Origin of the sequence: Hominimerdicola aceti, from assembly GCF_025567495.1 — a bacterium.
In the GTDB taxonomy this organism is placed as follows: domain Bacteria; phylum Bacillota; class Clostridia; order Oscillospirales; family Ruminococcaceae; genus Hominimerdicola; species Hominimerdicola aceti.
Genome location: NZ_JAOQJZ010000001.1, coordinates 63,065 through 88,885 on the forward strand (window position 1 = coordinate 63,065; position 25,821 = coordinate 88,885).

The 25,821-nt window shown below is 34.2% G+C and carries 26 protein-coding genes; 25 read left to right on the top strand and 1 reads right to left on the bottom strand.

Annotated features, from left to right (window positions below):
* Nucleotide 1: 1 nt before the first annotated feature.
* From OCV57_RS00405 to OCV57_RS00505, 21 genes are all read left to right on the top strand, one after another.
* A complete protein-coding gene (locus OCV57_RS00405; RefSeq protein WP_267300145.1) occupies nt 2-460 on the top strand; it encodes a hypothetical protein in 459 nt (152 codons plus the stop codon).
* Between the two features lie 35 nt (nt 461-495).
* Entirely contained in the window at nt 496-1,590 is a 1,095-nt protein-coding gene (locus OCV57_RS00410; RefSeq protein WP_267300146.1) for a hypothetical protein, read from the top strand.
* Nucleotides 1,591-1,668: 78 nt separating this feature from the next.
* A complete protein-coding gene (locus OCV57_RS00415) occupies nt 1,669-2,211 on the top strand; it encodes a hypothetical protein (protein WP_267300147.1) in 543 nt (180 codons plus the stop codon).
* A gap of 17 nt (nt 2,212-2,228) precedes the next feature.
* Nucleotides 2,229-2,636, top strand: coding sequence for a hypothetical protein (locus OCV57_RS00420; protein ID WP_267300148.1), 408 nt, complete (start codon nt 2,229-2,231; stop codon nt 2,634-2,636).
* Nucleotides 2,637-2,645: 9 nt separating this feature from the next.
* The gene (locus OCV57_RS00425) at nt 2,646-3,644 is read left to right on the top strand and encodes a hypothetical protein (RefSeq protein ID WP_267300149.1); all 999 of its coding nucleotides are present in this window, start codon (nt 2,646-2,648) and stop codon (nt 3,642-3,644) included.
* A 1-nt stretch (nt 3,645) separates the two neighbouring features.
* Nucleotides 3,646-4,125 carry a hypothetical protein gene (locus tag OCV57_RS00430; RefSeq protein ID WP_267300150.1) on the top strand — a complete coding sequence of 160 codons (480 nt, stop codon included), beginning with the start codon at nt 3,646-3,648 and terminating at the stop codon, nt 4,123-4,125.
* A 2-nt stretch (nt 4,126-4,127) separates the two neighbouring features.
* Nucleotides 4,128-4,880, top strand: coding sequence for a hypothetical protein (locus tag OCV57_RS00435; protein WP_267300151.1), 753 nt, complete (start codon nt 4,128-4,130; stop codon nt 4,878-4,880).
* A gap of 32 nt (nt 4,881-4,912) precedes the next feature.
* Nucleotides 4,913-5,707 (top strand): hypothetical protein, encoded by a 795-nt coding sequence (locus OCV57_RS00440; RefSeq protein WP_118159597.1) that lies wholly within the window; start codon nt 4,913-4,915, stop codon nt 5,705-5,707.
* Between the two features lie 3 nt (nt 5,708-5,710).
* Nucleotides 5,711-6,007, top strand: coding sequence for a hypothetical protein (locus OCV57_RS00445; protein WP_267300152.1), 297 nt, complete (start codon nt 5,711-5,713; stop codon nt 6,005-6,007).
* A 19-nt stretch (nt 6,008-6,026) separates the two neighbouring features.
* The gene (locus tag OCV57_RS00450) at nt 6,027-6,518 is read left to right on the top strand and encodes a DUF1064 domain-containing protein (RefSeq protein ID WP_267300154.1); all 492 of its coding nucleotides are present in this window, start codon (nt 6,027-6,029) and stop codon (nt 6,516-6,518) included.
* Nucleotides 6,519-7,001 (top strand): hypothetical protein, encoded by a 483-nt coding sequence (locus OCV57_RS00455; RefSeq protein WP_267300157.1) that lies wholly within the window; start codon nt 6,519-6,521, stop codon nt 6,999-7,001.
* A 1-nt stretch (nt 7,002) separates the two neighbouring features.
* Nucleotides 7,003-7,269 carry an HPr family phosphocarrier protein gene (locus OCV57_RS00460; RefSeq protein ID WP_267300158.1) on the top strand — a complete coding sequence of 89 codons (267 nt, stop codon included), beginning with the start codon at nt 7,003-7,005 and terminating at the stop codon, nt 7,267-7,269.
* The gene (locus OCV57_RS00465) at nt 7,270-7,740 is read left to right on the top strand and encodes a hypothetical protein (RefSeq protein ID WP_267300160.1); all 471 of its coding nucleotides are present in this window, start codon (nt 7,270-7,272) and stop codon (nt 7,738-7,740) included.
* Nucleotide 7,741: 1 nt separating this feature from the next.
* Nucleotides 7,742-10,273, top strand: coding sequence for a phage tail tape measure protein (locus OCV57_RS00470; RefSeq protein ID WP_267300169.1), 2,532 nt, complete (start codon nt 7,742-7,744; stop codon nt 10,271-10,273).
* 232 nt (nt 10,274-10,505) lie between these two features.
* Nucleotides 10,506-10,811, top strand: coding sequence for a hypothetical protein (locus tag OCV57_RS00475; RefSeq protein WP_117939336.1), 306 nt, complete (start codon nt 10,506-10,508; stop codon nt 10,809-10,811).
* Between the two features lie 434 nt (nt 10,812-11,245).
* Nucleotides 11,246-11,623, top strand: coding sequence for a phage tail tape measure protein (locus OCV57_RS00480; RefSeq protein ID WP_147339958.1), 378 nt, complete (start codon nt 11,246-11,248; stop codon nt 11,621-11,623).
* Between the two features lie 624 nt (nt 11,624-12,247).
* Nucleotides 12,248-12,868, top strand: a complete 621-nt coding sequence (locus OCV57_RS00485; RefSeq protein WP_117939338.1) for an IS607 family transposase — start codon at nt 12,248-12,250, stop codon at nt 12,866-12,868.
* Nucleotides 12,840-14,018 (top strand): RNA-guided endonuclease InsQ/TnpB family protein, encoded by a 1,179-nt coding sequence (locus OCV57_RS00490; RefSeq protein ID WP_117939339.1) that lies wholly within the window; start codon nt 12,840-12,842, stop codon nt 14,016-14,018. The genes OCV57_RS00485 and OCV57_RS00490 overlap by 29 nt, the downstream gene beginning before the upstream one ends.
* A 776-nt stretch (nt 14,019-14,794) precedes the next feature.
* Complete coding sequence (locus tag OCV57_RS00495; RefSeq protein ID WP_267300171.1) at nt 14,795-15,043, top strand: hypothetical protein; 249 nt, start codon at nt 14,795-14,797, stop codon at nt 15,041-15,043.
* Between the two features lie 75 nt (nt 15,044-15,118).
* A complete protein-coding gene (locus OCV57_RS00500) occupies nt 15,119-15,301 on the top strand; it encodes a hypothetical protein (RefSeq protein ID WP_267300173.1) in 183 nt (60 codons plus the stop codon).
* A gap of 5 nt (nt 15,302-15,306) precedes the next feature.
* Complete coding sequence (locus tag OCV57_RS00505; protein ID WP_267300175.1) at nt 15,307-15,696, top strand: type II toxin-antitoxin system PemK/MazF family toxin; 390 nt, start codon at nt 15,307-15,309, stop codon at nt 15,694-15,696.
* Nucleotides 15,697-15,991: 295 nt separating this feature from the next.
* On the opposite strand, the gene OCV57_RS00510 is transcribed toward OCV57_RS00505, so the two are convergent.
* Nucleotides 15,992-16,417, bottom strand: a complete 426-nt coding sequence (locus OCV57_RS00510; RefSeq protein WP_267300177.1) for a hypothetical protein — start codon at nt 16,415-16,417, stop codon at nt 15,992-15,994.
* Between the two features lie 142 nt (nt 16,418-16,559).
* On the opposite strand from OCV57_RS00510, the gene OCV57_RS00515 reads away from it, so the two are divergent.
* From OCV57_RS00515 to OCV57_RS00530, 4 genes are all read left to right on the top strand, one after another.
* The gene (locus OCV57_RS00515) at nt 16,560-19,742 is read left to right on the top strand and encodes a coiled-coil domain-containing protein (protein ID WP_267300178.1); all 3,183 of its coding nucleotides are present in this window, start codon (nt 16,560-16,562) and stop codon (nt 19,740-19,742) included.
* A 67-nt stretch (nt 19,743-19,809) separates the two neighbouring features.
* Complete coding sequence (locus OCV57_RS00520) at nt 19,810-21,765, top strand: hypothetical protein (protein ID WP_267300179.1); 1,956 nt, start codon at nt 19,810-19,812, stop codon at nt 21,763-21,765.
* A 16-nt stretch (nt 21,766-21,781) separates the two neighbouring features.
* Nucleotides 21,782-25,099, top strand: coding sequence for a leucine-rich repeat domain-containing protein (locus tag OCV57_RS00525; RefSeq protein WP_267300180.1), 3,318 nt, complete (start codon nt 21,782-21,784; stop codon nt 25,097-25,099).
* The gene (locus OCV57_RS00530) at nt 25,099-25,809 is read left to right on the top strand and encodes a hypothetical protein (protein ID WP_118060026.1); all 711 of its coding nucleotides are present in this window, start codon (nt 25,099-25,101) and stop codon (nt 25,807-25,809) included. Before OCV57_RS00525 ends, OCV57_RS00530 begins: the two co-directional genes overlap by 1 nt.
* Nucleotides 25,810-25,821 lie beyond the last annotated feature (12 nt).

Here is a 25,821-nt window from a genome sequence, read left to right on the forward strand (position 1 = left end):
AATGATTAAATTTGCAAATATTGGTGATTTCAAGGTAGCGCAGAATTTTGGCTATCTCAAGACACCTGTTGTTCTTGAGAACGGCATGGCTGTTACATATGATCTTAAAACAAAGGCTGTTGCTCTGCCAACCGCAACAACAGCAAAGCAGACTGGTCTTGCAGTTGTAATGAACAGAATTGATAAGCCTGAGACACTCACTCCAAATGATTATAGAATTGAGGTTGGTGAGTTTCCACGCATTTTTACTCTTGCTTCTCTTGCAGGACATCTTTTTGATATGGACGATGCAGTTGTAACAACAGCTTACAATACACTCGCAGTAGGTGACAAGCTTGTAGTTGGTACTGATGGTAAGTGGGCTAAGAGTGCTGATGTTTCTGATTATGCAGAGTATCTTGAAATTGTGGAAAAGACAAGTTTTGGCGGTAACGGACTTAGAGTCGTTGTACACGCTTAATTAATGAATGTAAAATAAAGGACGGTGTTTTAATAATGATTAATACTTCTTTTGAACTTAATAATCTGAATAAGTCTGAGGTTGCTGTCAAGAACGCAAAGGCTTTCAACGAAGTAGTTGAGATTTGTTCTGCTCTTTTTGCAGGCAAAGATACATCAAAGTACGGTCAGAAGGTAGACGCAGTACGTTCAAGAATTTCAAAGCTTGGTGAACAGGCACTTGCAGGCGATAGCAGAGCAGTTGCAGAGATTAATACTATTGTAAAGTATATTATACAGCCAAGGCTTCTCGAGGCAACAAAGGTATTTAATTTCCTTGGTAACTATCGTGAGATTGGCTATGATGAGCAGCCAAGAGTTAAGACTTATTCTTATGAGGGTCTTGATGCCAGACTTCAGGCTTCTGGTTCTGATGTCGGTTTTGCAGGTAGAAAGTGGGTAGAGTACCCAATCGTAACTCAGACAATTTCTTCTGGTATGGCTATTGATTATCGTGAGCTTGCTTCTGGTAATTTTGCTGGTACTGTAGCAGAGGAAATGGCACAGGTACAGACCGACATGAACAATAAGGGTGTTGCTTATGTGTTTGATGTTATCAAGTCTGCACTGAAGAATAACACTGAATATGTAAAGTTCTATGGCGAGTATGACTCTGCTCCAACTCAGGCACAGGTTGACGGTATGATAAATAAGGTTAGAAAGCTTGGCAAGGTTGGTATTGCAGGTGATTTCTCACTTATTTCTGGTATCTGCGATTGGAACGGTTATAAGACAGTTGGTTCTACACCAATCCCATTCTTCAACGCTACACAGGTAGATGAGATTGCTAGAACGGGTCTGAATGGCTTCTATAAGGGTTCAGCTCTTATTGAACTTGAGAACCCATATAACTTCACAAAGCCACTTGCTGACAAGTCAGGTTTTGACACATACTACAATCCAAACGATCTGTGGTTTATTGCACAGGGAGCAAATTCTCCAGTAAATATCTTCAGACGTGGCGGTATTACAACTATGACAGGCAATGATGTTGAGACAGGTACGGTAAAGACACGTTTCGATATGGAGCTTGGTGCTGACGTTGTAAAGGGTAGAGAATTTGAAATTGGTCTGCTTACAAAGCAGGGTTAATTACATAATAATTATTGATGTGGCGAGGGTGTAAGCTCTTGCCACATTATTATTATATTTGAAAGGAAGATTAAAAATTTGGCAAATGTAAGAAAAAATACAACTACTGCCACAATTAATAACGATATTACAGAAGTAAAGTCTAAAAGGGAAATTCAGCTTACCGATAGAGTGTTTCTTGAAAACACTCGTAATTGGGAATTGGGTTTTAGGGCTGTGGAAACACAAAGAGATATTACTATTCCACCAAATGCAAAGAAATTTGCACAGCTTAATGTTGGAGAGGTTATGGCTCAGATACAGGAAGGTAATGGAATGTTCTGTGGTACTGATGGCTTTGGCAATAATGCTTATCTGAAAATTCTTGACGAGGATATAAGAAGATACGTTTTTTCACTTGACGAGAATGATAATAATGAACCTGTTATTCTTGATATTAACAGTGTAAAGGCACTTCTTGGCATTAGCAATAAAGCCGATTTTATGGCTGAACTCTCAAGACTTGTAGTTACTGAAGGCGATAAGAAAATGATTATTCCACTTGCCAAAGAAGTTGGAATTGACAATGTGGCAGTTTATAAGCGTAACGAAATAGAAAATATTTCAGGCTATAAGTTTTAAGAAAGGGTGTGGTTAAAATGGCTACTACCTATGAAGATGTGGTCGCTGTTTTTGAGTCCACATTTCTTGAAAGGGTTGCGTTAAGTGACGACCTTGTTTTTCAGTGGTTTAAAATGGCTTGTGGCGAGTTTTCAACTCAAATTAGTCAACTTTGCTTTAATAATGAGAAAAGAATATTTACTGATATTGACGGAAACGATATTGTTTTAAATCAGATAGTTGTTAATATATTGGGCTATACAATAAAGAGATTTTATTGTGAAAGACAATATAGTAAAATTGTCAAACGTAGCAACATAGTTTCTAAGGATTTATCAATAAACAACTCAGAGGGTGACAAAAGACAAGCTAAAGTTGAGATTGATTGGGTGAACTTTAAAATAGTTGACCTTTATGAGCAACTTAAAGACACTGCGTATAATTGAGGTGGTTGAATGAGTAAAGAATGGTACATAATTCAGCAACCGTATTATACGGAAGGTTCTGAAAAACCAGATTTGTTGTTTGATAGTGAAATGTCTTTTAATGACGTTTTAGAGGATAGTGTTATTGAAGATGATATTATTCTGTGCAGTGGAGTGTTCAACGGTGAGAATTTTGAAAATGAATTTGCTACAAAGGGCATAATTCAGAATGAAATACCTGACACGCCAACACAAGCTTGGCAAAGACAGGTTTTGACTTATATTAGTACAATATCGGACTATAAGTACATTAAATACGATAATAAGATTTGGCTAATATTGACCGAGCCTACAAATAACAAGTTGTATGAAAAATCTATTTTGTACTTGTGTAATTACGTTATTAAGTGGCAAGACGAAAACGGCATAGTTCACTATAAGCCGTGTAATATTCAAAATGCTTCACAGTATAATTCAGGCACAAATGAGACAAAAATAATTACCATTGGCTACGATCAGTTGATGATGTACATTTCGCTTGACGAGGAAACGAAATATTTTCCTCATGATAAGCGTTTTTTCATTGATTATAATGAGAAAGAGCCTACACCTTACAGAATTACTAGACCTGATACTGTCAGCTTTTCTTTTGGAAATGGCAGATGTATGCACATTATCTTGTCAGAGAGTCAATACAATCCGCAGACAGATAGAATTGACCTTATGCTATGTGACTACTTTAAGCCCAATAATGCAACCAAACCTGTTGAAATATCTTACAGTGGCAATGCAGAAATTCGTTGTGGTGGTACAGTAAAAACATTTACTGCAAAAACAGATAAGAGTGTCACTTGGTCTTTGAAATTACTTGATAAACAACAAGATTTTATTACCATGATAGTAAATGAAAATAAGGTAAAGATAAAGTGTTTAAACAACAATACTTTAATCGGTAGCTCTTTTAAATTGGTTTGTACAGTTGATGATGTTTTGTCTGAATTGTTAATTAATATAGTGGGAGGTGTGTAAAATGCCAATAAATTCTGTTATATCGGAGTGGAAAAATAAAGCTATTTCTATGATATTATCACAAGATAATATATTAGATTTATTTGAAAAGGACGATGAAGAACTAGAAAATATTGTGTATTCTAATATATACCCTTTTTTATATATACCTTACACTCAAACTAATGTAGAATTGTATCTTAACATTGAAGTTTCAGTTCCGAAAGTAATATGGGGAGCATTTAAGGGTTATCCCCAAATGATAATCCAAATAATTTGTCACCAAGATAAAATGAGACTTAACAAAGCTGGTATTTCCAAAACTAGAATGGATTATGTGTCTGAATTGTTAGGTCAGTTATTTAACAACTCAGATGGTTGGAGTGGCAATAGAATACAACTTATTTCGGACGTACCAGATAATTTGTCACCTGTTTATAAAAGGCGTACCTTAATATTTCAAGGTGAAGAACTTACGATAAATCCATGTGAAGGTAATTAGTTATGGACGAGCTTTCGATTTATCGTAATAAAAAAGAAACATTTATGTTAGGCAAGTTTGAAATTCACAACCCAACTTTGGACGAGATTTCAGACGAGTCAAAACTAGGTGAAAAACAGTTTTGGGTCATTGTGTCTGACATAATTTCAACTCCATATGATAGAAGGCTATATCTTTGGAGCAAGGGTATTGATTTTAACTCAGTAGATAGTTTTGACTTGTTTTGTGATATTGTCGAAAATCATTTGCTAACTGATGTTTCATTTATAATCCGTAATATTGATTTTGGTAAGATGAAACGCTATATTGACACGAATAGCGGTGATATTATTTTATTTGATGTTTACAATAATATTCAAATAGGTAAAGCAGATTATGAACTGCTTACTGAATATTTCAGGAAAATGCTTAATATCGCTGATAACAATATTAAAGACGGAAATGAACACACCCGAAAATGGAGATTGCAATATGAATTAGACAAGCTTGAAAGACAATTAGCTAGGGGTGAGTATCAAGAAAAAGAATTTCGTTCTATTTTGTTGCCATATATTTCAACATTAACAAATATTGAAGGGTTTAAATACAACTGGGACACGGTTTGGTCGTTACCTATTAATGTTTTTTATGATTGTCTTTTAAGAAATCAAATCATAAATCAAGCACAGAAACTTACCACAGGTTTGTATAGCGGTACTTTTTATTATAAGGACATTAAGAATAGAGAAGAATTAAATTGTTTCCGTACATGGTAACGGAAACAATAGAAAATAAAGGAGGAAATAATATGTTTAATCCAGACAAATTGCTTTTTAAACAAGCTATTTCAGGTCAGATGTTTTCGCCTACTGACGGAGTGCTGTTTTGGACTCTTGAAGATTTGAAAGACGTAAACATTCAGACCAATGCTACTTCACAGGATAAGACAGATGCAACAGGTGCGGTAATTGCAAAATACTATGATGCTGATACAGTTCAGATTACAGGTAATACATCGTTCCTTACGCTGTCACTTCTTGCTGCTCAGTGGGGTACAGAAAAGAACGTTGCAAGTTCTACTAACAAAATTCTCATTCCTAAAAGAGAGAAGATTAAGGTGGGTAGCGACATAACAAAGATTACTCTGAGTAAAGTTCCTGTGGGTGGAATATCATTCATTTATCTGCTCAATGAAAGGAAGGAACAGGTTGCTTCTTACAAATATGCAGCGGTAAATTCAGAAAAGGAATTTTCACTTGATGCGGCTAAGAAAGAAATTACACTTCCGACAGATACTGCTATCAAGGAAGGAATGACTATTCAGGTATATTATACATATGAGTCTGAAAATGCAGTTGACATTACAAAGAGTACGAATGATATGCCAAAATCAGGTGAATTTTGGCTTGAATCAATCTTTACAGATATTTGTGATAAAAATATTGAATATCATGGTTGGGTTGTCGTGGCATCTTCACAGCTTTCTCCTGAGACTCAGATACCGCTTGACAAAACAGGCGACTTCCCATTTACTATTGACTCTCTGAAGGACTATTGTAGTGACGAGGGTCAGCTTCTGAGATTTGTTATTCCAGAGGATTAATTTATGGAAAACAACCATGAATGTATTATTTGTGGTAATGGATATTATGCGTGTAATAAATGTAATAAAATAAATAGTTGGAGGAGATATGTGGACACACCATCTTGTTATCAATTATATTTAATCATAGAAGAATATATGCACGAAGTCATTTCCAAGGTTGAAGCAAGAAAACTTCTTGCCAATATTGGTATTACTTCCGAAACATTAAAAAAGAAAGATTATAAAGAGTCGGTCTATAATGTTTTGGCTGATATTACAAACCTTAAAAATAGTACAATAAATAAAAAAACTAAATAAAATAGAAAGGGCGGTTATTATGATAAGTATTGACCGCCCTTATTTTTTTTATAAAGAGGTAGAAATGACAGATAGAAGTAAGTTTAATGTAGATAAAGACAAATCAAAACGTAGTTATAATGGTATTATTTTTGACTCAGTGTTAGAAATGAAATATTATCGTGACGTACTTTGTCCTTTAGTGGAAAGCGGTGAAGTGATTTCGTATGAGTTACAGAAACCATATGAACTGCAACCGAAGTTCGTTCACGATGGCAAAACTGTGTTGCCAATTAAATATGTCGCTGATTTCGTGGTTACTTATAAAAATGGTGTCACTGAAGTTATAGATACAAAAGGTATGCCAGACTCAGTGGCAATACTTAAACGTAAATTGTTTTGGTATTGCTATCCAGACATTACATATAAGTGGATTACTTATGCTAAAAAGTTTGGTGGGTGGATTGATTATGATGAGTGTAAGAAACTGAGAAACGCAGAAAAGAAACGCAAGAAAACGGAGGAAAATTGAATGAAAAATAAGCTTAGTTTTGCGGAAATGCAGGCATTTATAAATAATGTAGTCAAGGGTACAGTTGAGTACGGAGCAGGATATGAAGAAATTTTGCGTAAATATTACGTTGTCACTCTTTACGGAGAACATAAATTTTCATCAGATGATATTGCAGAGATTTATGATAGTGGAGAGCTGGATAGGGAATGTAATAATATTGATTGGGAGTCGATTGATGACGCACAGTATAGCATGATTAATGCAGCTATTGACAGCGGTATTGACATGAATGTTAGATACAAGGCGGCTGAAAAGGTTATGAGCATGGCAAACATAGCTATAACGGAGCTTGCAAGCAAGGCAAAAGAAATGATAGAACAGATTAGTGTTACTACGAAAGATATTGACACTGAAAGCTTAAATGAAGTGTTAAAAACACTTAAAGATAGTAATGACATGGCAAATAAAATTGTAATTTCAAACAACAAGGACGGTGACTAATATGTTCTTTGCAGAACAGGAAATAACACTTGGGATAGTGCCTAATGCTAGGAATATTCATAGGTTTGTGTATTTTGCACAGGTACGTCCCTCTGTGATTAATCTGACAACAGATAGAACGGTCAATGGCAAATCAATTATAGGTCTTTGTAGCCTTGGTTTGAAAAACGGTGATAAAGTTACGATAGAAACACATAGTAAAGTTTCTCAGGAGCAAGCTGACGAGGATTTAAAGCTTGTTGTAAAGTGGTTGTGTGGTGAGGAATAAATGGTTGTAAAAAACCTTAAAGAACTAGAGCGAGAACTAAGAACAAGAATTGATTACGCTCTGCTTACAGATGTTACCGAGGTTGTTACCACTGTTATGCTAGATCATATTGAAAGAGATGTTTACGATAGTTATGTACCACATGAATATGTAAGACGATATGATAATGGTGGTTTAATGGATATTAATAATATTAATTCTTCTATCGAAGGTGACACTTTGGTTGTTGAAAACAACACAATGGCTAACCCTTATATTTTTGTACAGGGGAAAATGATTAAGTCAGATAATGCAGGTCAAGAATTAGCACCTATCATTGAAACTGGTTGGGGGTACGATTTTGGAAACTGGACGTATCATGGTGTTGCTAGACCATTTGTATATAACGCAAAAGAGGATTTAAGTGATAACAAATATCACGTTATGGCTTTAAGACAAGGACTTAAAAGACAAGGAATAGAGGTGAAGTGAAATGGCAGATGATTTAAAAATACGAGTTCCTGTGGAACTTGACACAAGTAAAGTTAAGGACGATATACCTAAATTAAATAATGTACTTGCAAATGATAATAAGGCTCATGCTAAAATCATTGGTGAGTTGGACTTGAATAAAACACAAAAGAAAATTCAATCTCAACTTGCTACAATCAGCAAAAATCTAAAAATAGATATTGGTGGTTTAAATGCAACTTCTATTCAGAGCAGTATAAAGGTTGCTGAAAAACAGGTAACTAGCTCTGTTAAAAATATAAAGCATGAGATACAGAATATTGACACAACTCTTGCAGAAACTTTCAAGGCGGGTTTTAATAAAGACGGACAGATAGATATTGTTAAAACTGTTGAAAATGCAAGAAAAGTTTTGAGTCAGTTTGGCAATCCGACATTTTCATGGACTAAAGATAGTTCAGGTGAAGTTACTCAAATTACGGCAGAAGTTACAAGCTTAACAGGTCAAGTTGAAAAACTGAAATATGCTCTGAACGAAACAAATGGGTCATTTGACTATCTATCGGGTAGTAGTTCTGAAAAGGGTATCTTAAAGCTGATTGCAGATATTGATAAGGCTAAGTCAAAATACACAACACTTCTTTCCGAGTTTAAATCATCAAATTCGGGCATTGAAACAGGACTTACTAAGGAAATCGCAGATGTTAATAATGCTATTAATAACCTTGGTAAAGGTGGCTCCGTTGCGGAAGTTGATAGTTTATTTAATACTCTTAAAACTACTGCAAACGAGATTAAGCAAAATCTTGATACTACTTCAAGTTCATTTAATAAAGTAACAAATGCTGAAAACACTTTGGCAAAAATGCCTACCACAATACAAGAAATTTCAAATAACTTTTCTAAGCTGAAAAATCAGCCACAAGAAATTGTGGATTTAATTCAAGGTTTAAACACTCAATTAACTAAGGTAAAAGATACCGAGGAGAATTTTGGACGCAATAAACAATGGTCTGAAGAATATCGTGAGTTAGTTGTTTCGGTTAAAAAAGCAGAAACAGAAATAAAGAGTTTACAGTTACTTGAAAAATCTGATAATTCTGAGGCACAACAGCAAGCTAGTAGATACAATAAAATTATCGAAAATATTTCGCTAATTAACAAGTTAGAAAAACAACGTATTTCAGCAGGCAAAGAGGAAACTGTTGAAATAAATAGGCAAATAAAAAATGCAAAGGGCAGAATATCTACAGCCGAAAGCTATTTGAAAAAAAATAAATTAATTTCTTCGGAATATGAAGAACAAATACGTTTGCTCAAGAAAACAGGTGAATATGAACAGGCTATTGTAAAAGCTAAGTCTGCCGATAAATCGTCAGCTACCTCCACTAAAACAGAAAATAATGTAGCTAGACTTACGCAAAATCTCACTACCTTAGAAACAAAGTGGAAAGAGTCTCCTATTTTTAATGGAGAGTTTCAGGAAAAGTTTAATGAGCTAAAAACAAGTTTGTCTAATGTAGGTGGTGATCCTAAAGCATTAGACGAATATCGTATTAAACTCAATGAGCTAACAAACGAGTTAAAGAGGGCTGATGTAGCTTATAAAGCTAGTTTTTCTAGCAACAAATCACAACAGAGCATAGAAGCCACAAAGCAGAACATTAAAAAGTTAATATACACAATTCAGACATGGCAACAGGCTAATACTAAAGCCATGAGCAAGAATACTTTTAATGGCGGTACATATCAGGTTGAAACTGATAATATGATAGCTTCACTCAAAAAGTTGCTTAATGCCAGTGATTTAACTGCGAGCGATTTGAAAGCCAATGTTGATAAAATCAATCGTAGTTTTAGGACAATGAGTTCTGAGGCACAGGCGGCAGGTGTGAATGGTTTAAGCTTTTTCGATAAGATTAAAGAGGACGCTTTAAAATTCACAAGCTGGATGAGTTTAACTACTGTGATTTCAGGCATATCAAGAGAAGCCGTTAAGTTCTATAATAATGTTGTAGACATTGATACAGCTATGACAGAATTGCGTAAGGTTACTGATAACACAAATCAGCAATATGCCGAGTTCTTTGATAATATAGGTCAAAAGGCTAAAGATTTAAAGATTAATTTATCTGATCTTATTTCTCAAACCGCAGAATGGGGCAAACGTGGTTATAGTTTAGATGAAGCTGAAACACTTGCCACAAACTCAGGCATTTATTCAGTTGTTGGTGAAGTAGATAATGCAACAGCAGTACAAGACCTAACAACAGTTATGAAAAGCTATAACATGACAGTTGATGAGTCTATCAATATTGTCGATAAGTTTAACGCAATATCAAACAAGTATGCTGTTTCAGCAAGTGATATTGGTGATATGCTATCAAGGTCAGTATCTTCACTGAGCGTAGCAGGAAATACACTAGACCAAGCAATAGCAATGGGTACAGCCATTACAGAAATAACTGGAGACGCAGCCGAAGCGGGTAAACGCAAATTGCCCGACTATATAATAATATATAGTATGCAGATAACTATATCGGTCAAAGGCTAAAGGATAGTTAAGACCGAGGTAAGACTCAATTTTTTTTGAGTAACCGTAGAGACTACAGGATATATATGGCAACATATGTATTGAAGTTATCCGTCCTTATTACAGGGCGTAATATATAGTCCGAGCATCGTATTATAATCCTATAAAAAAAGAAATACGAGAGTTAGCCAGAAATGACTAACCGCTACATATTTAATGTAGTCAGTACCAATATAATTGGGAAAGTAACAGATTGAACAGTTTGAAAGTTCTGTCAATGCGACTTCGTGGAGCGAAAACAGAACTAGAAGATGCAGGCGAGTCAACAGAGGGCATGGCAGTATCAACCTCAAAACTGAGGGAAGATATTAAAGCTCTTACTAATGTAAATGGCACAGGTGGCTTTGACATAATGAAGGACTCTCAGAACTTTAAGAGTACCTATGAAATTATGAAAGGTATCGCCAATGTTTGGAACGACCTTACTGATACATCAAAAGCCGCTGTCATAGAGAAAATTGCAGGTAGAGTTTACCTGAATGTACAGAAATGTGCATAAAGAATATATTTAATTGCAGGTAATGAGTAAAGCCTTACACCACAATAATGAAGAAATTACATTATGACGGTGCGAAAGCAGAAATAACGTAAGGATTGTATAAGGTCAAAAGCCTAAGTACAGTAACAATCTCTGTTCATGCAGCTAAGTACCCTAACGTTATCCTAGATCATAGGACAGTTTAAGTCGAGGGTAAAAGTTCAACGACTATTCCCCATATGGGGTTGTAACAATAAAATAAAGGTGGAAATCCTGAATAGTTGCAACAAAAGAAGTACGGCTCAATCGCAAATGGAGTGGGAGAATAACCCTTAAACGGAAAAGGTATAATTGCTGTCATAAATGACGTGATTAAGAAATAGTCTAAGCTCTATGTGAAAGCATAGGATATGTTATATAACATATAAGTAAATTTGCGACTTACTTTAATATAATTGAAGCAAAGAGGCAATACAATTACTGCATTGCTTACGAATATGAGTCAAGCGGATAAAATTGTTAATGACTCAATAGGCTCTGCTGGGTCTGCTATGTCAGAGTATGAAAAATACCTTGACTCTATTCAAGGAAGAGTGCAAGGTTTTCAGACAAGTATTGAAAATTTGTCAGCTACTCTGATTAATGGTGATTTAGTTAAATTCGGTATCACCAGTGGAACACAAATTATTGATGTTCTTGATAATCTAATTAGTAAATTCGGTGTTTTAGAAACACTTATTCCTACCGTTATGGCAGGATTATCATTCAAAAACGTAGGTAAACAATTATTAAAGATGCCAACTTATGCACAGCCACAAACTATATGTGCATAGGTCACACACGTTTTAAAATAAGGTTGCCAAATTGCTGGGCAGACAAACTGTTTGTATAAATTTATAAATATTTAGACAAATTTATATAAATAGTACGAATACCCTTTGTATCAAGTAATTGGTGCAAACTCCACGTTAAATGCTTTTAACTCCTAAAGTCTTACAACCCAAACAGTAATTTGAAAAGATAAGCTGAGAGGTACGAAAGTAGAAAAAATAGTAAGAATAGTCTATGCTGAAATAAAAGCTAATCAGTGCTAATGAGAGGATAAACGTGACACATTAGAAACGTTAGTGCTAAGGACTAATACAATGGACGTTTAGCAGGGAAATTCCTAAGTTATATATAATAATATGGAAAACCCCCAACGACTATCTCCTAGAGGGAGAGTAAAACCACAAGCTTATGGTGGAAGAAAAATGTGGCTCTATAATGCAATATTATAGATGAAGATATAGTCTACGCTCATGTGAAAGCATGAGAGGTCTGTCGGTAACGACAAGACTGTATTGGAAGTTGCGTTCCAATATGAATAAGATAAATATGTACAAATCAAATAAATTTATAAAAATCTATTGACATTTATATCATTTAGTGTTATAATCATTATAGAGGTGATATAAATGGAATTATTAAGCATAGGTAAATTTGCTAAATTAGTGGGAATAACACCCGCAACATTAAGACGTATGCAAGAAACAGGGGAATTAATACCAGAACATATATCAAAAGGTGGAACAAGATATTATTCTACCGAGCAATTAAAAATGTTTAAGAATGATACCGTCAAACAAGTTGTGATAGGATATTGTCGAGTGTCTACATTTTCTCAAAAAGATGATTTAAACACACAAATTAATAATGTTAAATCATATATGATTGCTAAAGGTTATCAGTTTGAGATAATAACAGATATAGGTTCAGGAATTAATTACAAGAAAAAAGGTTTACAAACATTATTAAAAAGAATTAATAACCGTGATGTATCAAAAATAGTAATCTTATATAAAGACAGATTAGTGGGGTTTGGCTATGAGATGATCGAATATATATGCCAACTGAATAATGTTGAAATAGAGATTATTGATAATACAGAATATACTAAAGAGCAAGAACTCACAGATGATTTAATACAAATAATTACAGCATTTGCTAATCGTTTGTACGGTCAAGGTTCAAAAAAGACAAAACGGTTAATTGAAGAGGTAAAAAATAATGTTGACAACAAAGAAGGTACGTCTTAAACTAACTCCAGAACAAGAGATACAATTTAGAAAAAGTTGTGGAGTCGCAAGATGGGCTTATAACTATCTTTTATCTGAAAAACAACGAGTGTATGATGAATATATTTCTAATGGTAAAACTGGTAAAAAGACAATTAGCGAAGGAGAAGTGCGTAAATATATAAATAATGTTTTAAAACCTACTACACATCAATGGTTGAAAGAAGTTGGTAGTAATGTTATGAAACAAGCAGTTAAAGATGCTGATAATGCATATAAAAACTTCTTTAATGGATTGTCTAAAAGACCTAAATTTAAGTCAAAGAAAAGTAGTAAGCAATCTTTTTATGTAAATTATGAAAGTCTTACAAGAATAAATGGTGGTTTTAAAGGTGAGAAGTTAGGTTTTGTTAAAACTTCTGAACCATTGCCAAAACTTGCTGACGGAGAAAAATATGCCAATCCTCGAATTACATTTGACGGAAAATATTGGTATCTATCAGTGGTATATAATATTGAGCCAAAATCAGTTCAATTAACTAATGAAAGTTTAGGTATTGATTTAGGTGTAAAAAACTTGGCAATATGTTCAAATGGTGTAACTTATAAAAACATTAATAAATCGAAACGAGTAAAAGCATTAAAACGCACACTTAAAAGAGAACAGCGAAAACTTTCAAGAAAGATTGAATGTAATATTATAGGTTACGCAAATAACAGAAAACCTATATTTAGAACACCCTTACAAGGCTGTAAAAATATTCAGAAACAAATTCATTATATCAAACTCATAAACAGAAAGATAAACAGTATAAGAAATAATCATCTTCATCAAGCAACTGCTGAAATAGTGAAAACCAAGCCATTTCAGATAGTTATGGAAACATTAAATATTACAGGAATGATGAAGAATAAACATCTTGCAAAAGCAATAGCAGAAGAAAAGCTTTTTGAGTTTAAACGACAGATAAAATACAAGGCTGAAATGTATGGAATAAAAGTTGTAGAAGTTCCAACATTCTATCCAAGTTCAAAAACTTGTTCTGTATGTGGCTGTATAAATACAAATCTTAAATTATCTGATAGAGTGTATCATTGTGATAGCTGTGGTATTACTCTTGATAGAGATTTAAACGCAGCAATTAATTTAGCAAATTATAAAGTTATATAATTCACTATAAAGAATTTTATAACTATGTACCTATCGTTACTGGGGAATTTAAGTCTACAGAGTGTTATAACAAATGAGAGTAGCTTAGGCAAAATCAGACACGATGAAGTAGAAAGTCTAATTCGTGAGAATAGACATGGTGTAGATATTTATAAATTATAATAGATTTGTACATATTTATCGTAACGGAACGGCTAAAGCTTTGCGACTACTTATAGCAATGGCACTATAAGAGTGAGGAAACTCGGAAACAATAGCAAAGATGACATATGCTGAGATAAAAGCCTATTATACTATTATAATAGGTGCTAAGTGTTGTTAAAAATGTCAGGTCAGCAGCCAACCCCTATCGGGAGATACGGACTAGGTTCAGAGAGTAGACGGTAACTATCTTGTGGCAAGATAAAGGTGTATTCCAACTATAGGTAACACCTATAGCGTTTCAAAAAATGAATTATCCCTCATTTATTTAGTTTTGCCCTTTAACAGTAAGGGTGGGATAAAACTGTTATTAATCATTTTGCATAGTGATTTATTTTACACTATTCATTTGCGTATGTCAACACTAAATTTGTTCGTTAATAAAAATTTTACATTTATATTCACACAATGTTTGTTAATGCAACCAATATATGGCTTGACATTAGTTCCCAAAATGGGTATACTAATAATAGAAATATGCGTTAGACGCATAAATTATTATTCTTACGCATAATTTATTAGTTATACGCATATTTTAGGTGCTTGCCCCTATAATATAATAGAGGTGATACCGCATGGGAGAAACTAATAACAAAAAGAATGTACGTAAAAAGAAGGAGGAGTTGATAGATATGGCAGTTATGAGTAAACCTGTAAATCTTGCCTTCGTTGTTAGAGAAGATAAAGCGGACGAATTTATTAATTCCAAGTCCTCCGCAGCAGTTATTTCAAAAATAAAAAAACAGGCAAGAGAGATGATGAAACATTCGACTTTTAACGGACAGCCATGGGACGAAGATATTAGGAAATCACTTGAAGATTAAACTATAAGTATTTCATTTTAATTAACAACTACACACAAAGGTATAAAATTATTTTAAAATTTAGAGGTGAGATTTATGGCTAAAACAATAAATGTACAGAATACTAAGATGTCGATTGAGGAGTTTAATCAATTTATTACAGCCAATTTAGATTTTATACTGAGTAATGTACCGCACAATCCTACAATAAACAAAGATGATGAGTGGAATGATAAAATCTACGATAATTATGCAAAAATCGATGACGATAGGAAGTGACATAAATGGCGAAGAAGCAATGGGAGTTGTGGTATGCCAATTTTCCTTTTGAAGATAAAAATATCTCAAAGGATAGACCTGTTATTATATTGAGTGTGCAACCTTTGTGTGTACTGTCAATTAAAGTGACAAGTCATGAAGTGAGAAAAGCCGACAAATATGACGTACCTATTACTCATTGGCAAGAGGCAGGATTAAAGCATGAGTCTGTAGCACGAATTTCCAAAACTGTATCGTTGGATAACAGTAAGTTCCGAAGAAAAATTGGTGAACTACATAAAGACGATATTGATATTATTCTTGAAAATTATGTTCAGTTTTTGCTTGAGTCAGATCAGGTTAAAATGGAAAACGGCAAGGGTGACAACGAGTTACTGAACGCAGCAAATGAATAGTCATAAAATAAGACCTTAGTTCTCCACAAACACTTCAAATGTTTGTCGCTACTAGACAAGCGACTAATAAATAGTCTAGTTCAAATGTAGTTTCATATAGTCTCGCCTAAAGCGAGGCTATATGTTTTAATTGGCATAAACTACAAAGCGTTAAAGTCAAAAAAATAAATAGAATACAATGCAAATAAAGCTCCGATATTCTCGGAGCTTTTGTTATACATGAACACACATTGTTTACTTTTGCCCATTTGTACACTTGTGTATACTCATACACTCATACACTCGTATTCACTATCTATTCTCTCAAATTAACATTTACGTTAGTCCAATCCTTGCCGTCACGTTCCATAGTGACAGTATAGTACAATCTGCCCTTAACACCAAAACTATTTTCAGCATCCACATAAGATGATACGGTGTAGCTATCATTATGATGCGTAATAAAGTTTTTATCATACATTGGATAATCTGCCGTGGCAGGGGCTTTTAACTGTTTATTTACATAGAATTTAGCTGCTGTGTAAGCTTCTTGGCTGTAGTCTTTTTCGTAGTGTGAAATGTCAGATATTTTGTCAACCAGCCCCCAAATGGCAAAAAATAAAAATATAATGACAAATACAATTCTACCAATGGAATAATGAACTTGCTCGGTAGTTCCATTATTAGTAGATGAGGTATTTTCGTTAGCTAAATTATTTGTGTTTTCTTGATTATTTGTCATAACTATTCTCCTTTAAAATTTATATCAAAACTATAAACGAATAACTGTTAAGGTCTTTAAAACAGTTGAAAATGAGAGTAGTGGCAAGACTAATATCAGTATATTAGGCAAGACTATAACACAACTTTCAGATTTAAAGAACTTGCTTCATAATAAATCGGATATAACTTTAATTCCTGCAAATGAAGTAGCAAATGTCCGTCAGTTTAACAATCTTTTGGCACAGGGTAAATCGGTAGCTGAAGCCGAGTCAATAGCTTTAAAGGGTTGCTCTGAAACAACTCTCAATGTTGCTAGAAGTGCTAATGGTGCAGCGGTATCAGAAGAAATGTTGTCTGCTTCTTTAAAGGGTGTTGCGACTTCTTCTAAGCTTGCTGCCGCTGGCATGAAAATATTGTCAACTGTTGGTAATATGGCTGTCGGCTTGCTCGTAGGTTTGGCTATTGATAAGATTATAACACTTTTTGATAATATTGTCAATGGTGCAGATAATGCAAAAGAAAGTTTAGCTCAGTTTACAAGTAGTTTCTCTGACTCTATTGACAAATTAGATGAAGAAAACAAATCAGTAAACGAATTAGTAAATCGTTATGTAACTTTGGTTGCGACAACAGATGACTTGTCAACTGTTAAGGACGATTTGAATACTATTCAGGACAACTTAATTGACAAGTACGGTAATGAAGCTAAGAGCCTTGACTTGCTTAATGGCAAAATGTCTGAAAATATTAAGAAAATCAAAGAGTGGAAAAAAGAAAAGGCTGAGAGTGAACTTTATCAAGAGTCGGATATTACTGATCCTGATGATAGTGATAGAAAGCTGAGTGTTAAAGAAGCCTATGATTTAGCACAAAAGAAATTAAAAGAGGGAAGCTCTTTTAACAAGGGTCTTTTTACTACTGATTACGGTGGCAAAGGGCAAGCCTATGTATCAGACGGTCTATTTAGTGGCTATAATTCTAATGCTGACATCAACAAGGTCGGCTCTCGTGGTTATGGTGATTGGTACAGTTACAAGAATGACATTGAACCAATTCTCAAAAAGTATAATAACGTTGGTATAAGCACTAATGCTTATAGTAATTTACTTTTCGCAGGTACAATGCAAGAACGTATTGATACCATGCAAAAGGTTTATGATGAATTATCCGAGAAATGGGCAAACATTTCAAAAGACGATAATCGTAACAAGTGGTTGGCTGATTTGCAAAAAGAAATTGCTACCACAACAGAGGAATATGATAAACTTTCTAATGCCGTTGATAAATACAACGAAATTCAGAAAACACTTGAAAACTATAACACAAGTGAAGAATTTAGTAAAGCATTTGATGAAGCTCAGAAAGCTACTGAAAGTTATAGTCATGCTGTAGCAAATAAAAATATTGATGATGTTGATAGGCTTTATGATTTAACTCAGCAATACAAGGACAAATTAATTGACTTGGCTAATGGTGATGAGGATTTAATTAGCTATGTCAATACTTTCTTTGAGTCTTTGCCTGCAAAATTGACAACAGGTACTTTTGATATTTCTGAGTGGACGGACGATATTGACGAAGTTCAAAATAAAGCAAAATCACTTAAAGATACCTTAACAAGTCTGCAAGACGGAAGTATTTCGGATAGTGATTTAGTTGAACTGTTTAAATCATATCCTGACTTAGCTAAGTTCTCAGGCAACACGGAAAAGCTGACAGAAGAAGTTAAGAAACTGATAAGACAAAACCCTAAAGAATTAACAGACAGATTAAAAGAACTCTCAAATAGTTTACCGAATGGCAATGATAAGGCTAATGTGGAAGGCCTTATTTCAAGCCTTGAAAAACTTGGAGAGGTAGCTTCTTCTATTTCTGAAGTTAAACTGTCTGTAGATGATATTGAGAAAATTTACGAGGAAACGTTTGATGATCTTATAGATAAAGCCGAGGACGAGAAAGATGTTCTCGAAGAACAAAAGAATATTCTTACAGAACAAAAAACTCAACTTGACAATATTATTTCTCAGTACGAAACTGTTGCAAACACAGTAGAGTCTTATATTGACGAGCAGAAATCAGCTATTGAGGACAGATATAATGCTGAAATTGATGCCATTAAAGCTGTTAATGAAGAAAAACAAGATACTATTGGCTTACAGGAAAAGCTAAATAATCTTGAAAATGCTAAAAAGAAAAAGGTAAATGTTTATTCTGAAGCTAGTGGTTGGCATTTGGAAACCAATACCGAGGAAGTAAACAAGGCACAGCAGGAATATGAACAGGCTAGTGCTGATAAACGTGTATCTGACCTTGAAAAGCAGCGTGATAAGGAAACTTCATTGTGGGATAAGTATAAACAACAGTGGCAAGACCTTATAAATAGTTCTACTGATACAGAAAATGAACAGCTTGCTAAAGATATTTTAGGTGTTAATTGGACGGATAAGATAGCACAACAAGACACGAATATTCTTAATGACTTTGCGAGTAAATATCAATCTTATCGTTCTCAACTTTCAGATCAGGTTGAAAAGGAAATTGAGAGCGTTGACAAAGAGATAACGGCTAAAAGCAAAGAAATTGAGGCATACAAGAAAGAAAAAGAAGCTTTATCAAACTATGTTACAGATATTACGAATAAGAACAAAGATTACATAAAACAGTTGACGGACGTTTCTGAAAAAGAAATGCAGACTATGGAAGGTAGAACCAAGTTCTTAGAGGATTGTAAAAAACGTGCTAGAGAGGCTCTTGATTATTCTGATATTTCTGTTGAGGGAGCTAAATCAAATGGCTTGTATTTGGTTCAATATGACGGTGAAACTGTTGGCACAGGACTTGATGAAGCACAAGCAGAACAGTTAAAATCTGAGCTGTATGGCAAAATGGTTTCGCAAGAACTGTTAGCCAATCCTATGCTTGGCAAGAATAAGGGTGCATTAACGGCTATCCTTAACGCTTTGAAGAGCAAGTTTAACATAATCAAACCATATCGTTCGGGCGGTATTGACGATTATACAGGATTTGCACAACTTCACGGAAAGCCAAATGCAGTTGAAACTATCTTCAATTCAGAGCAAGGCAGAAAGCTATACAACCTTGTGGCTAATACAGATAATCTTGTCAATTATATTGGAGATAAGATTTACAATGGTATAACAGATTTGGTAAGGACAAAAATGTCTACACCAAATAACATTCAAAATAGAAATGATACAAACAATAAGACTATTGTATTCCAGATTGATACTGTCAATACAACAGACGGCACAACATTCTTAGAGCAGATGAACGCTTATCTGCAACAGGCTGATTTGGATAGAATAGTTGGCAAAAATTATTAAATAAATGCAAAAGTAATAAAGAGCCATTAATTATTTAGTGGCTCTTATCTTTTGGAAAATAAGAGAGGTGAAGAAAAAAATGATTATGACTCCTACATTGGTATTTCCTGATGATGAGGTTGTAAAGATAGATAAGCATAAGGACACAAATGGTGAATATGATCGTGCGCCACACTTCAGTTATCAGTTTAATTGTACGGCAGGTTCGGCTATGCGTTGGGCATTGTGCGAGTACACAAACCTTAAAACAGGCGAAGTTAATCACTCTTATTTTCCAAAGGGTGGTGACATAAACACCTTTTATAATGGTGATAAAGTCGGTGTTAATGAACTGGTTTTTAATGACATTGCAGAGAACGGTCATGATTACCAATATCAATACATTCTTTTTCAAACAGACCCTACAACCATAGCTGATGATACTCAATATGGAGATGGTGTTGGTTTGTACGATATGTATTTCTGCCGTGGAAAAGTTCAGAGAGCAGGTTCTTCAACATCATTTTATATAAATAAGGAAATAGGCAATTTGAAAGACGCTTATTATTATGAACGTGCTGACGGTTCAAATTACCTAGTTGGTGGTGCATACATGGAGATAGGCGAGGAACGTAGGTTTATTGAAAAGTATGACTACAAAACAGGCATGGTTACATTGAAATCTGCTTTTACAAATACACCAACAGTAGGCACTGAATTTAGGATATTTACTAATTACTTTATAGATAAACCGCATTATGTAAAATGCAGAAATGACCCTGATTGTATTGTTACGGCTGAAGTGAATGAAAACAATTCTACTAGACCAATACATTGTGAAACAACGTACACTCACCCTAATCATGTCGGCTTGAAATATTATAAATACTATTTGTATCAGACAATTAATTCAAATGTAGTCTATGACGGAACTATTCAGGACAGCACAAATGATACAACTCAGGTCAATCTTGGTAAAAGTATAGGTGAAAATATAGTAAATAAGTGTATTACTATAGAGGTAGAGCCTAGTGGAACAGAGGGTCATGTTACCGAGGGTATTAATGGTTTTATTTCTAACTACAATACTGCTACTGGAATGGCTATAATTTATTGCCCTGCAAATACTCAGTTTGTAAAAGGTGCAAAATTTACTGTTTATAGTGAAACACAGAAATTAATTGGCGAGAGTCCTGCAATTTATAATTTCAGACTCAACTATGATTTCTATGTTATGCAAGCAGGAAATTCATATTGTGTTGTTAGTGAGATTATGACACTTGACGATAAAATGTATCATTTTAGCAAAAGAGTATCGTTCCAAGGCAACGAGTTAGGTGATTTAGTAAACAACTTTAATTGTCTAATGATTAATAATCGTATAGCAATGCTGTCATGGAATACAACTCTTAGTGGTACTGCAAAGATTTTTAGACGTAATGTGAATGAAGAAGATTATGTTTTTCTTGGTACTACTAATACAAAGAGCTTTTTTGACACAACAGTTGGCAATAAGCAGACTTATGAATATTATGTTTGTTACGGAGATTACAAACCATATAAATCAGAGCAAGTATCGGTAGACAAGGACGGTTGGTTTATATACTCTTTAACCGATTTGGGTACAAAATATAACAAAAAGTATTATGCTATTTCTGAGTGTTGGGAGTTTATAACAGGTATGACCGATAATGATATTACATCAAATATTGGTCTTGCGGTACACACAGGAACAGGTATTAAGCCAAAAACAACTAGAACAGTAACAGATTATGAGAGTGGTTCTTTCTCTGCTGATCTTTTAACAATTAATTGCCCTGATGGTCGAATAGTCGATAATATTGACAGGGTAAAAGCATGGACTAAATTTATTAAAGGCAAGAATGATTTTATGTTAAAATCTCATAAGGGCGATGTTTGGATTATAAATATCTCAGATAACCCTACTAGAATTTATGATAGCACAAGTGTATTAGGGTTGACTAATATTAAGTATGATTGGATTGAAGTTGAAGATATAAACGATGTAATAATTATTAGATAGGAGGTAGGAAAGTGTTATGGATTATTATAATAAAATAGACAATGCTTATCTTGCCGAGTTACATAAACCAATGCGAAAAATGTATGTCAAAATGGAAATTTTATCACACTATGAAGGTGCTATTGGCGAAATAACAAGTGACTTATCTTCTACAGATGGTTCAATAACGATTAATAAAGAGCAAGGCTGCCGTAGGTCTTGCTCTTTATCTATTATTGATAGAAGCGGTAAATATATACCTCAAAAAGATAGCTCATTTTGGTACAATCGAAAATTCAAGATCTTCATCGGCTTGCAAGTTGATGAGAATATTTATTGGTTTCCGCAAGGTGTTTTTGTTACAAAGTCAGCAAACTCTAATGGTAGACGATTGAATGTTGAGGGTGTTGATAAATATGGTTTTCTTGACGGAACATTAAATGCTAGAATGTGCCTTGTTGAGTATCAGGCTAGTGTAACTAATTCTAAAAAAGGAACGAATATTGCAACTTTAATTAAGGACACGCTTATGCTTGATTTGGGTAATAATATACCTCTTGACCCTGTTGAGCCGATTATTGACCCTATATTTTATAATGTAACTCTGTATGACGATATTGTAATCGATGAGGGTGGTTATCTTGGTGAGATTTTTGACAAGATTGCCGAAATGTATGGTGCTAACATCTATTACGATGTCAATGGCAGATTGAGAATGGAAAGAGTTTTTAACTATAACTTACCTTCTTGGTATCGTCATTTATCACCACAATTTGAATTGAGTGAAACCGAAATTACAGAAACGGATATTAATTATACTTATAATTATGACGGTGTAAACATTATTACAGTTACAACAGACAATACAAGTGGTGAAATTTATTCGTACACAGCTAAAAATGAAAACCCACAATCACCTGTAAACATAAATGCTATTGGCTATAAGGGCTTAGATGGTGGCACTTATTATATACCCCTAGGAGATACAAGTGAAGAAAGCGGAGAGGAAAAGTGTAGGCAACAAGCCGAATATATGTTATTACAACATACTTGTATGAGTACAGGTATTAGTTATAATCTGCCGATCACTCCACATCTGAATGTTGATAATACCGTTAGGGTTAGTAATGATTATTATAATTTTGACAAACAGTTATTTATCGTAAATTCTATTACAATGCCTTTATCGGCTACTGAAATGAGTATTGAAGCCACTAATCTACAATGGCTGCCATTTGATACAGATTGTATTTCGATTTACTGTGAAACTTTAAGTGATACAGTGACAATATCTTATAATACGAATGGTGGCAAGGACAAAGACGGCAATACTATCACTTATAAGAGTATCAGCCAACCCCCTAATAAACAAATTGTTTTACAAGGTGGGGATATGTATAACGAGAATAAATTGTTCGCATGGACGGATAGTCAAGGCAATAAATACAATTATGGTGACGTGTACATTGTACCAAATAATAACGCAACACTGATAGCTCAATGGATAACAGGAAATGAAGTTACAGTTACCAATACATTGTCGGCAGATAGTACGGTAGAATTTCAATCTATGTCACCGTCACGTTGTTTGATACGTTATGATGATAACGAAGTAGCCAGACGTAATACAAACGCAATTTCAACATTTAAAAAGAATTATTCTTTGGGTACACACGATACAACTATTGTGTCTGAAAGTGATGATTTAACTAACTTTGACAATGCTTTTGATAAAGAAACAACTACAAAGATAGATTGTTCCAAAGTAAAAGCTACCTACCTCACTTCACCTATGGGAAACAGATTTGAGAATATGACAGACTTTGTTTTCCCTGCTAATCTTGCAAACATTTCGACCAGTAAGGGCGTGCTGTCAGGTTGTAAAAAGCTTACCAAGATTACATTTCCTATAGCATACTGTGATATTTCACACCCTGAATCGTTTCTTGCTAATAGCACATTTGTTAATGGTTTGGAACTACCTTACACCTTGAATTTCGTACCAATGGTTTCAGTTGATGGGCAAACAGGTATCGAAGAAATAAAACAAAACGAGATATTAAAAGGAAGTCATGTTGTTGGAAACTTAAACATCAAAGCGGCAACTACAAATAAATGTGTAGTGTATGTAAATAAAGAAACAACAAGTTTAGTTATTTATCCCGCAACAGTGCAGGGAAGATTTTATCTTATGGGCAAAGGTATTGATGGAGATTTATCTGGACTTCAAACTATACAAATTGGGCGATCTACTAACATTAACGACACCGATGGTTTTGCAAGTAATACATCAGCAAGCATAAATCTAAGTTTGGACTTTCAATCGGGTAATTGTACTACCAAAATACCTAAAAACGCTTTTAATGGCTATAGTGGTAATATGATTAATGTTGTAATTTATGGCAATGTGACCGACAGCAATGGTATCACGCTTGAAAACGGATCGTTTTGCAATATGTCTAATATGGCAAAATTGCCAATGACAAATAGTACAAGTTTAAAAACTATACCTGAGAACTGTATGAATAATTTAACATCATTAACTTCAGCGACTACAGGCTATGTGGTTGACGTTGAGGGTTGTAACGATATGCCTAATCTGACAACTCTAAGAATTGAAAGTTCTTGCGAAATAGTAAACGGATTTAATAACTGCCCTAAATTGAAAAATTTGTCATTCATGAGTGACGGAAAAGTAAAAGAAATTGGTGGTTTAAATAGTAATGCTATTACAACATTTTATATTCCAAATATGGCTTTGTCTGTATCGGGCGTGAACAATTGTTCTGCATTAACAACGGTTGTTATTGGGGCTTCTTTGACTAGCTTTACAGGGTTTAATAATTGTCCTAAATTAAACAAGTTTACTGTGGATAGTTCTAATACTACTTTTAAAGTCGTTGATAATAACCTCTGCCAAGGGAATAAACTCTGCCGTGTTCCAATGAGTAAATCAGATATTGTGGTAACAAATGGTACAACGGAAATCATGAGCAATGCTATTCAGATTGCCTTTGTAAACAGCATTTCTATTCCAAATGGTTGCATTTTAGCTAACGACTCAATCAAATGTCAAAGCGTAGGTCAAATTATTCTCCATACTTCTTTTAACACAGAAACTGGGAAATATAATAATTTAACTATGACCGATTTTAGTACCCTTGATAATGTACAAGTCGGAACTATTTTCACGTATGGAAATGGTATAACAGATACTACAAACGCAAATTGTTTGCCTATTGTAAAATACTGTATAGAACATAATATCAATTATGTTGATATGAACGAAACAAATACTAACGCTCGTGGAGCTATTGGAATAAGCGGTAATGCAGAATTGGATGGTGATAACTGATGATAAATACTTATACTTGTACTCCAAATCAAACTTCTTCTGAAACTGTGTTTGCAGATTTAAAAACATTTTTTGAAGATAAGTGGGCTTGGAGTAAAATTGAAACAAATTATCCTGATAGTGAGTCCACCGATTATAACACTTTGACATTTTGGATTGATGGTACAACGTACTTTAGAATAATGTTTGACCCTGCAAAGTCACGTTATTGGGCTGGGTGTGGTGAATATGACTCTTCCCAAACGTCACCATATGCTGATTATGTCAGCTTTACCTATAGCAAGTTTGATAGTGTCATGTTGTATACTACAAGTCGGGGAATGTTGATTTTGTTTAAAAGTGGAGATAATGACTATGTATTAGGTGGGGCTATTGCAAAGATGAGAAAGCTGTCCGATGATACAGAGATAACAGGTTTCTTTACCCCTACTTCAAATTCAGGACATCAAGGAAGTAAAATGGCAAGTTTGTATAATATGTTTAGTCAAAGTTTGCACAATGGCGGTACGAACCTTGTACCACAAGTTGATTTTAATATACCATTGAATAGCACAGTTGAGGGACAATACGCTGCTAAAACTGACGGAATATTCTATGTTTATATGGGACAAGACAGTGTGTTTCCTGCTGACGGAACTGTTGTAAAATTCACAATGAATGGTGTTAAATATGTAGGTAACTGCAAAATGGTTTTAGCCGATTATTCGTAAAGGCGGTGTACA

What these genes read in the sequence shown, in the direction of transcription:
- OCV57_RS00405 (WP_267300145.1), top strand. Translation starts at nt 2, where the DNA reads ATGATTAAATTTGCAAATATTGGTGATTTCAAGGTAGCGCAGAATTTT.
- OCV57_RS00410 (WP_267300146.1), top strand. Translation starts at nt 496, where the DNA reads ATGATTAATACTTCTTTTGAACTTAATAATCTGAATAAGTCTGAGGTT.
- OCV57_RS00420 (WP_267300148.1), top strand. Translation starts at nt 2,229, where the DNA reads ATGGCTACTACCTATGAAGATGTGGTCGCTGTTTTTGAGTCCACATTT.
- OCV57_RS00425 (WP_267300149.1), top strand. Translation starts at nt 2,646, where the DNA reads ATGAGTAAAGAATGGTACATAATTCAGCAACCGTATTATACGGAAGGT.
- OCV57_RS00430 (WP_267300150.1), top strand. Translation starts at nt 3,646, where the DNA reads ATGCCAATAAATTCTGTTATATCGGAGTGGAAAAATAAAGCTATTTCT.
- OCV57_RS00435 (WP_267300151.1), top strand. Translation starts at nt 4,128, where the DNA reads ATGGACGAGCTTTCGATTTATCGTAATAAAAAAGAAACATTTATGTTA.
- OCV57_RS00440 (WP_118159597.1), top strand. Translation starts at nt 4,913, where the DNA reads ATGTTTAATCCAGACAAATTGCTTTTTAAACAAGCTATTTCAGGTCAG.
- OCV57_RS00445 (WP_267300152.1), top strand. Translation starts at nt 5,711, where the DNA reads ATGGAAAACAACCATGAATGTATTATTTGTGGTAATGGATATTATGCG.
- OCV57_RS00450 (WP_267300154.1), top strand. Translation starts at nt 6,027, where the DNA reads ATGATAAGTATTGACCGCCCTTATTTTTTTTATAAAGAGGTAGAAATG.
- OCV57_RS00455 (WP_267300157.1), top strand. Translation starts at nt 6,519, where the DNA reads ATGAAAAATAAGCTTAGTTTTGCGGAAATGCAGGCATTTATAAATAAT.
- OCV57_RS00460 (WP_267300158.1), top strand. Translation starts at nt 7,003, where the DNA reads ATGTTCTTTGCAGAACAGGAAATAACACTTGGGATAGTGCCTAATGCT.
- OCV57_RS00465 (WP_267300160.1), top strand. Translation starts at nt 7,270, where the DNA reads ATGGTTGTAAAAAACCTTAAAGAACTAGAGCGAGAACTAAGAACAAGA.
- OCV57_RS00470 (WP_267300169.1), top strand. Translation starts at nt 7,742, where the DNA reads ATGGCAGATGATTTAAAAATACGAGTTCCTGTGGAACTTGACACAAGT.
- OCV57_RS00485 (WP_117939338.1), top strand. Translation starts at nt 12,248, where the DNA reads ATGGAATTATTAAGCATAGGTAAATTTGCTAAATTAGTGGGAATAACA.
- OCV57_RS00490 (WP_117939339.1), top strand. Translation starts at nt 12,840, where the DNA reads ATGTTGACAACAAAGAAGGTACGTCTTAAACTAACTCCAGAACAAGAG.
- OCV57_RS00495 (WP_267300171.1), top strand. Translation starts at nt 14,795, where the DNA reads ATGGGAGAAACTAATAACAAAAAGAATGTACGTAAAAAGAAGGAGGAG.
- OCV57_RS00500 (WP_267300173.1), top strand. Translation starts at nt 15,119, where the DNA reads ATGGCTAAAACAATAAATGTACAGAATACTAAGATGTCGATTGAGGAG.
- OCV57_RS00505 (WP_267300175.1), top strand. Translation starts at nt 15,307, where the DNA reads ATGGCGAAGAAGCAATGGGAGTTGTGGTATGCCAATTTTCCTTTTGAA.
- OCV57_RS00510 (WP_267300177.1), bottom strand. Translation starts at nt 16,417, where the DNA reads ATGACAAATAATCAAGAAAACACAAATAATTTAGCTAACGAAAATACC.
- OCV57_RS00525 (WP_267300180.1), top strand. Translation starts at nt 21,782, where the DNA reads ATGGATTATTATAATAAAATAGACAATGCTTATCTTGCCGAGTTACAT.
- OCV57_RS00530 (WP_118060026.1), top strand. Translation starts at nt 25,099, where the DNA reads ATGATAAATACTTATACTTGTACTCCAAATCAAACTTCTTCTGAAACT.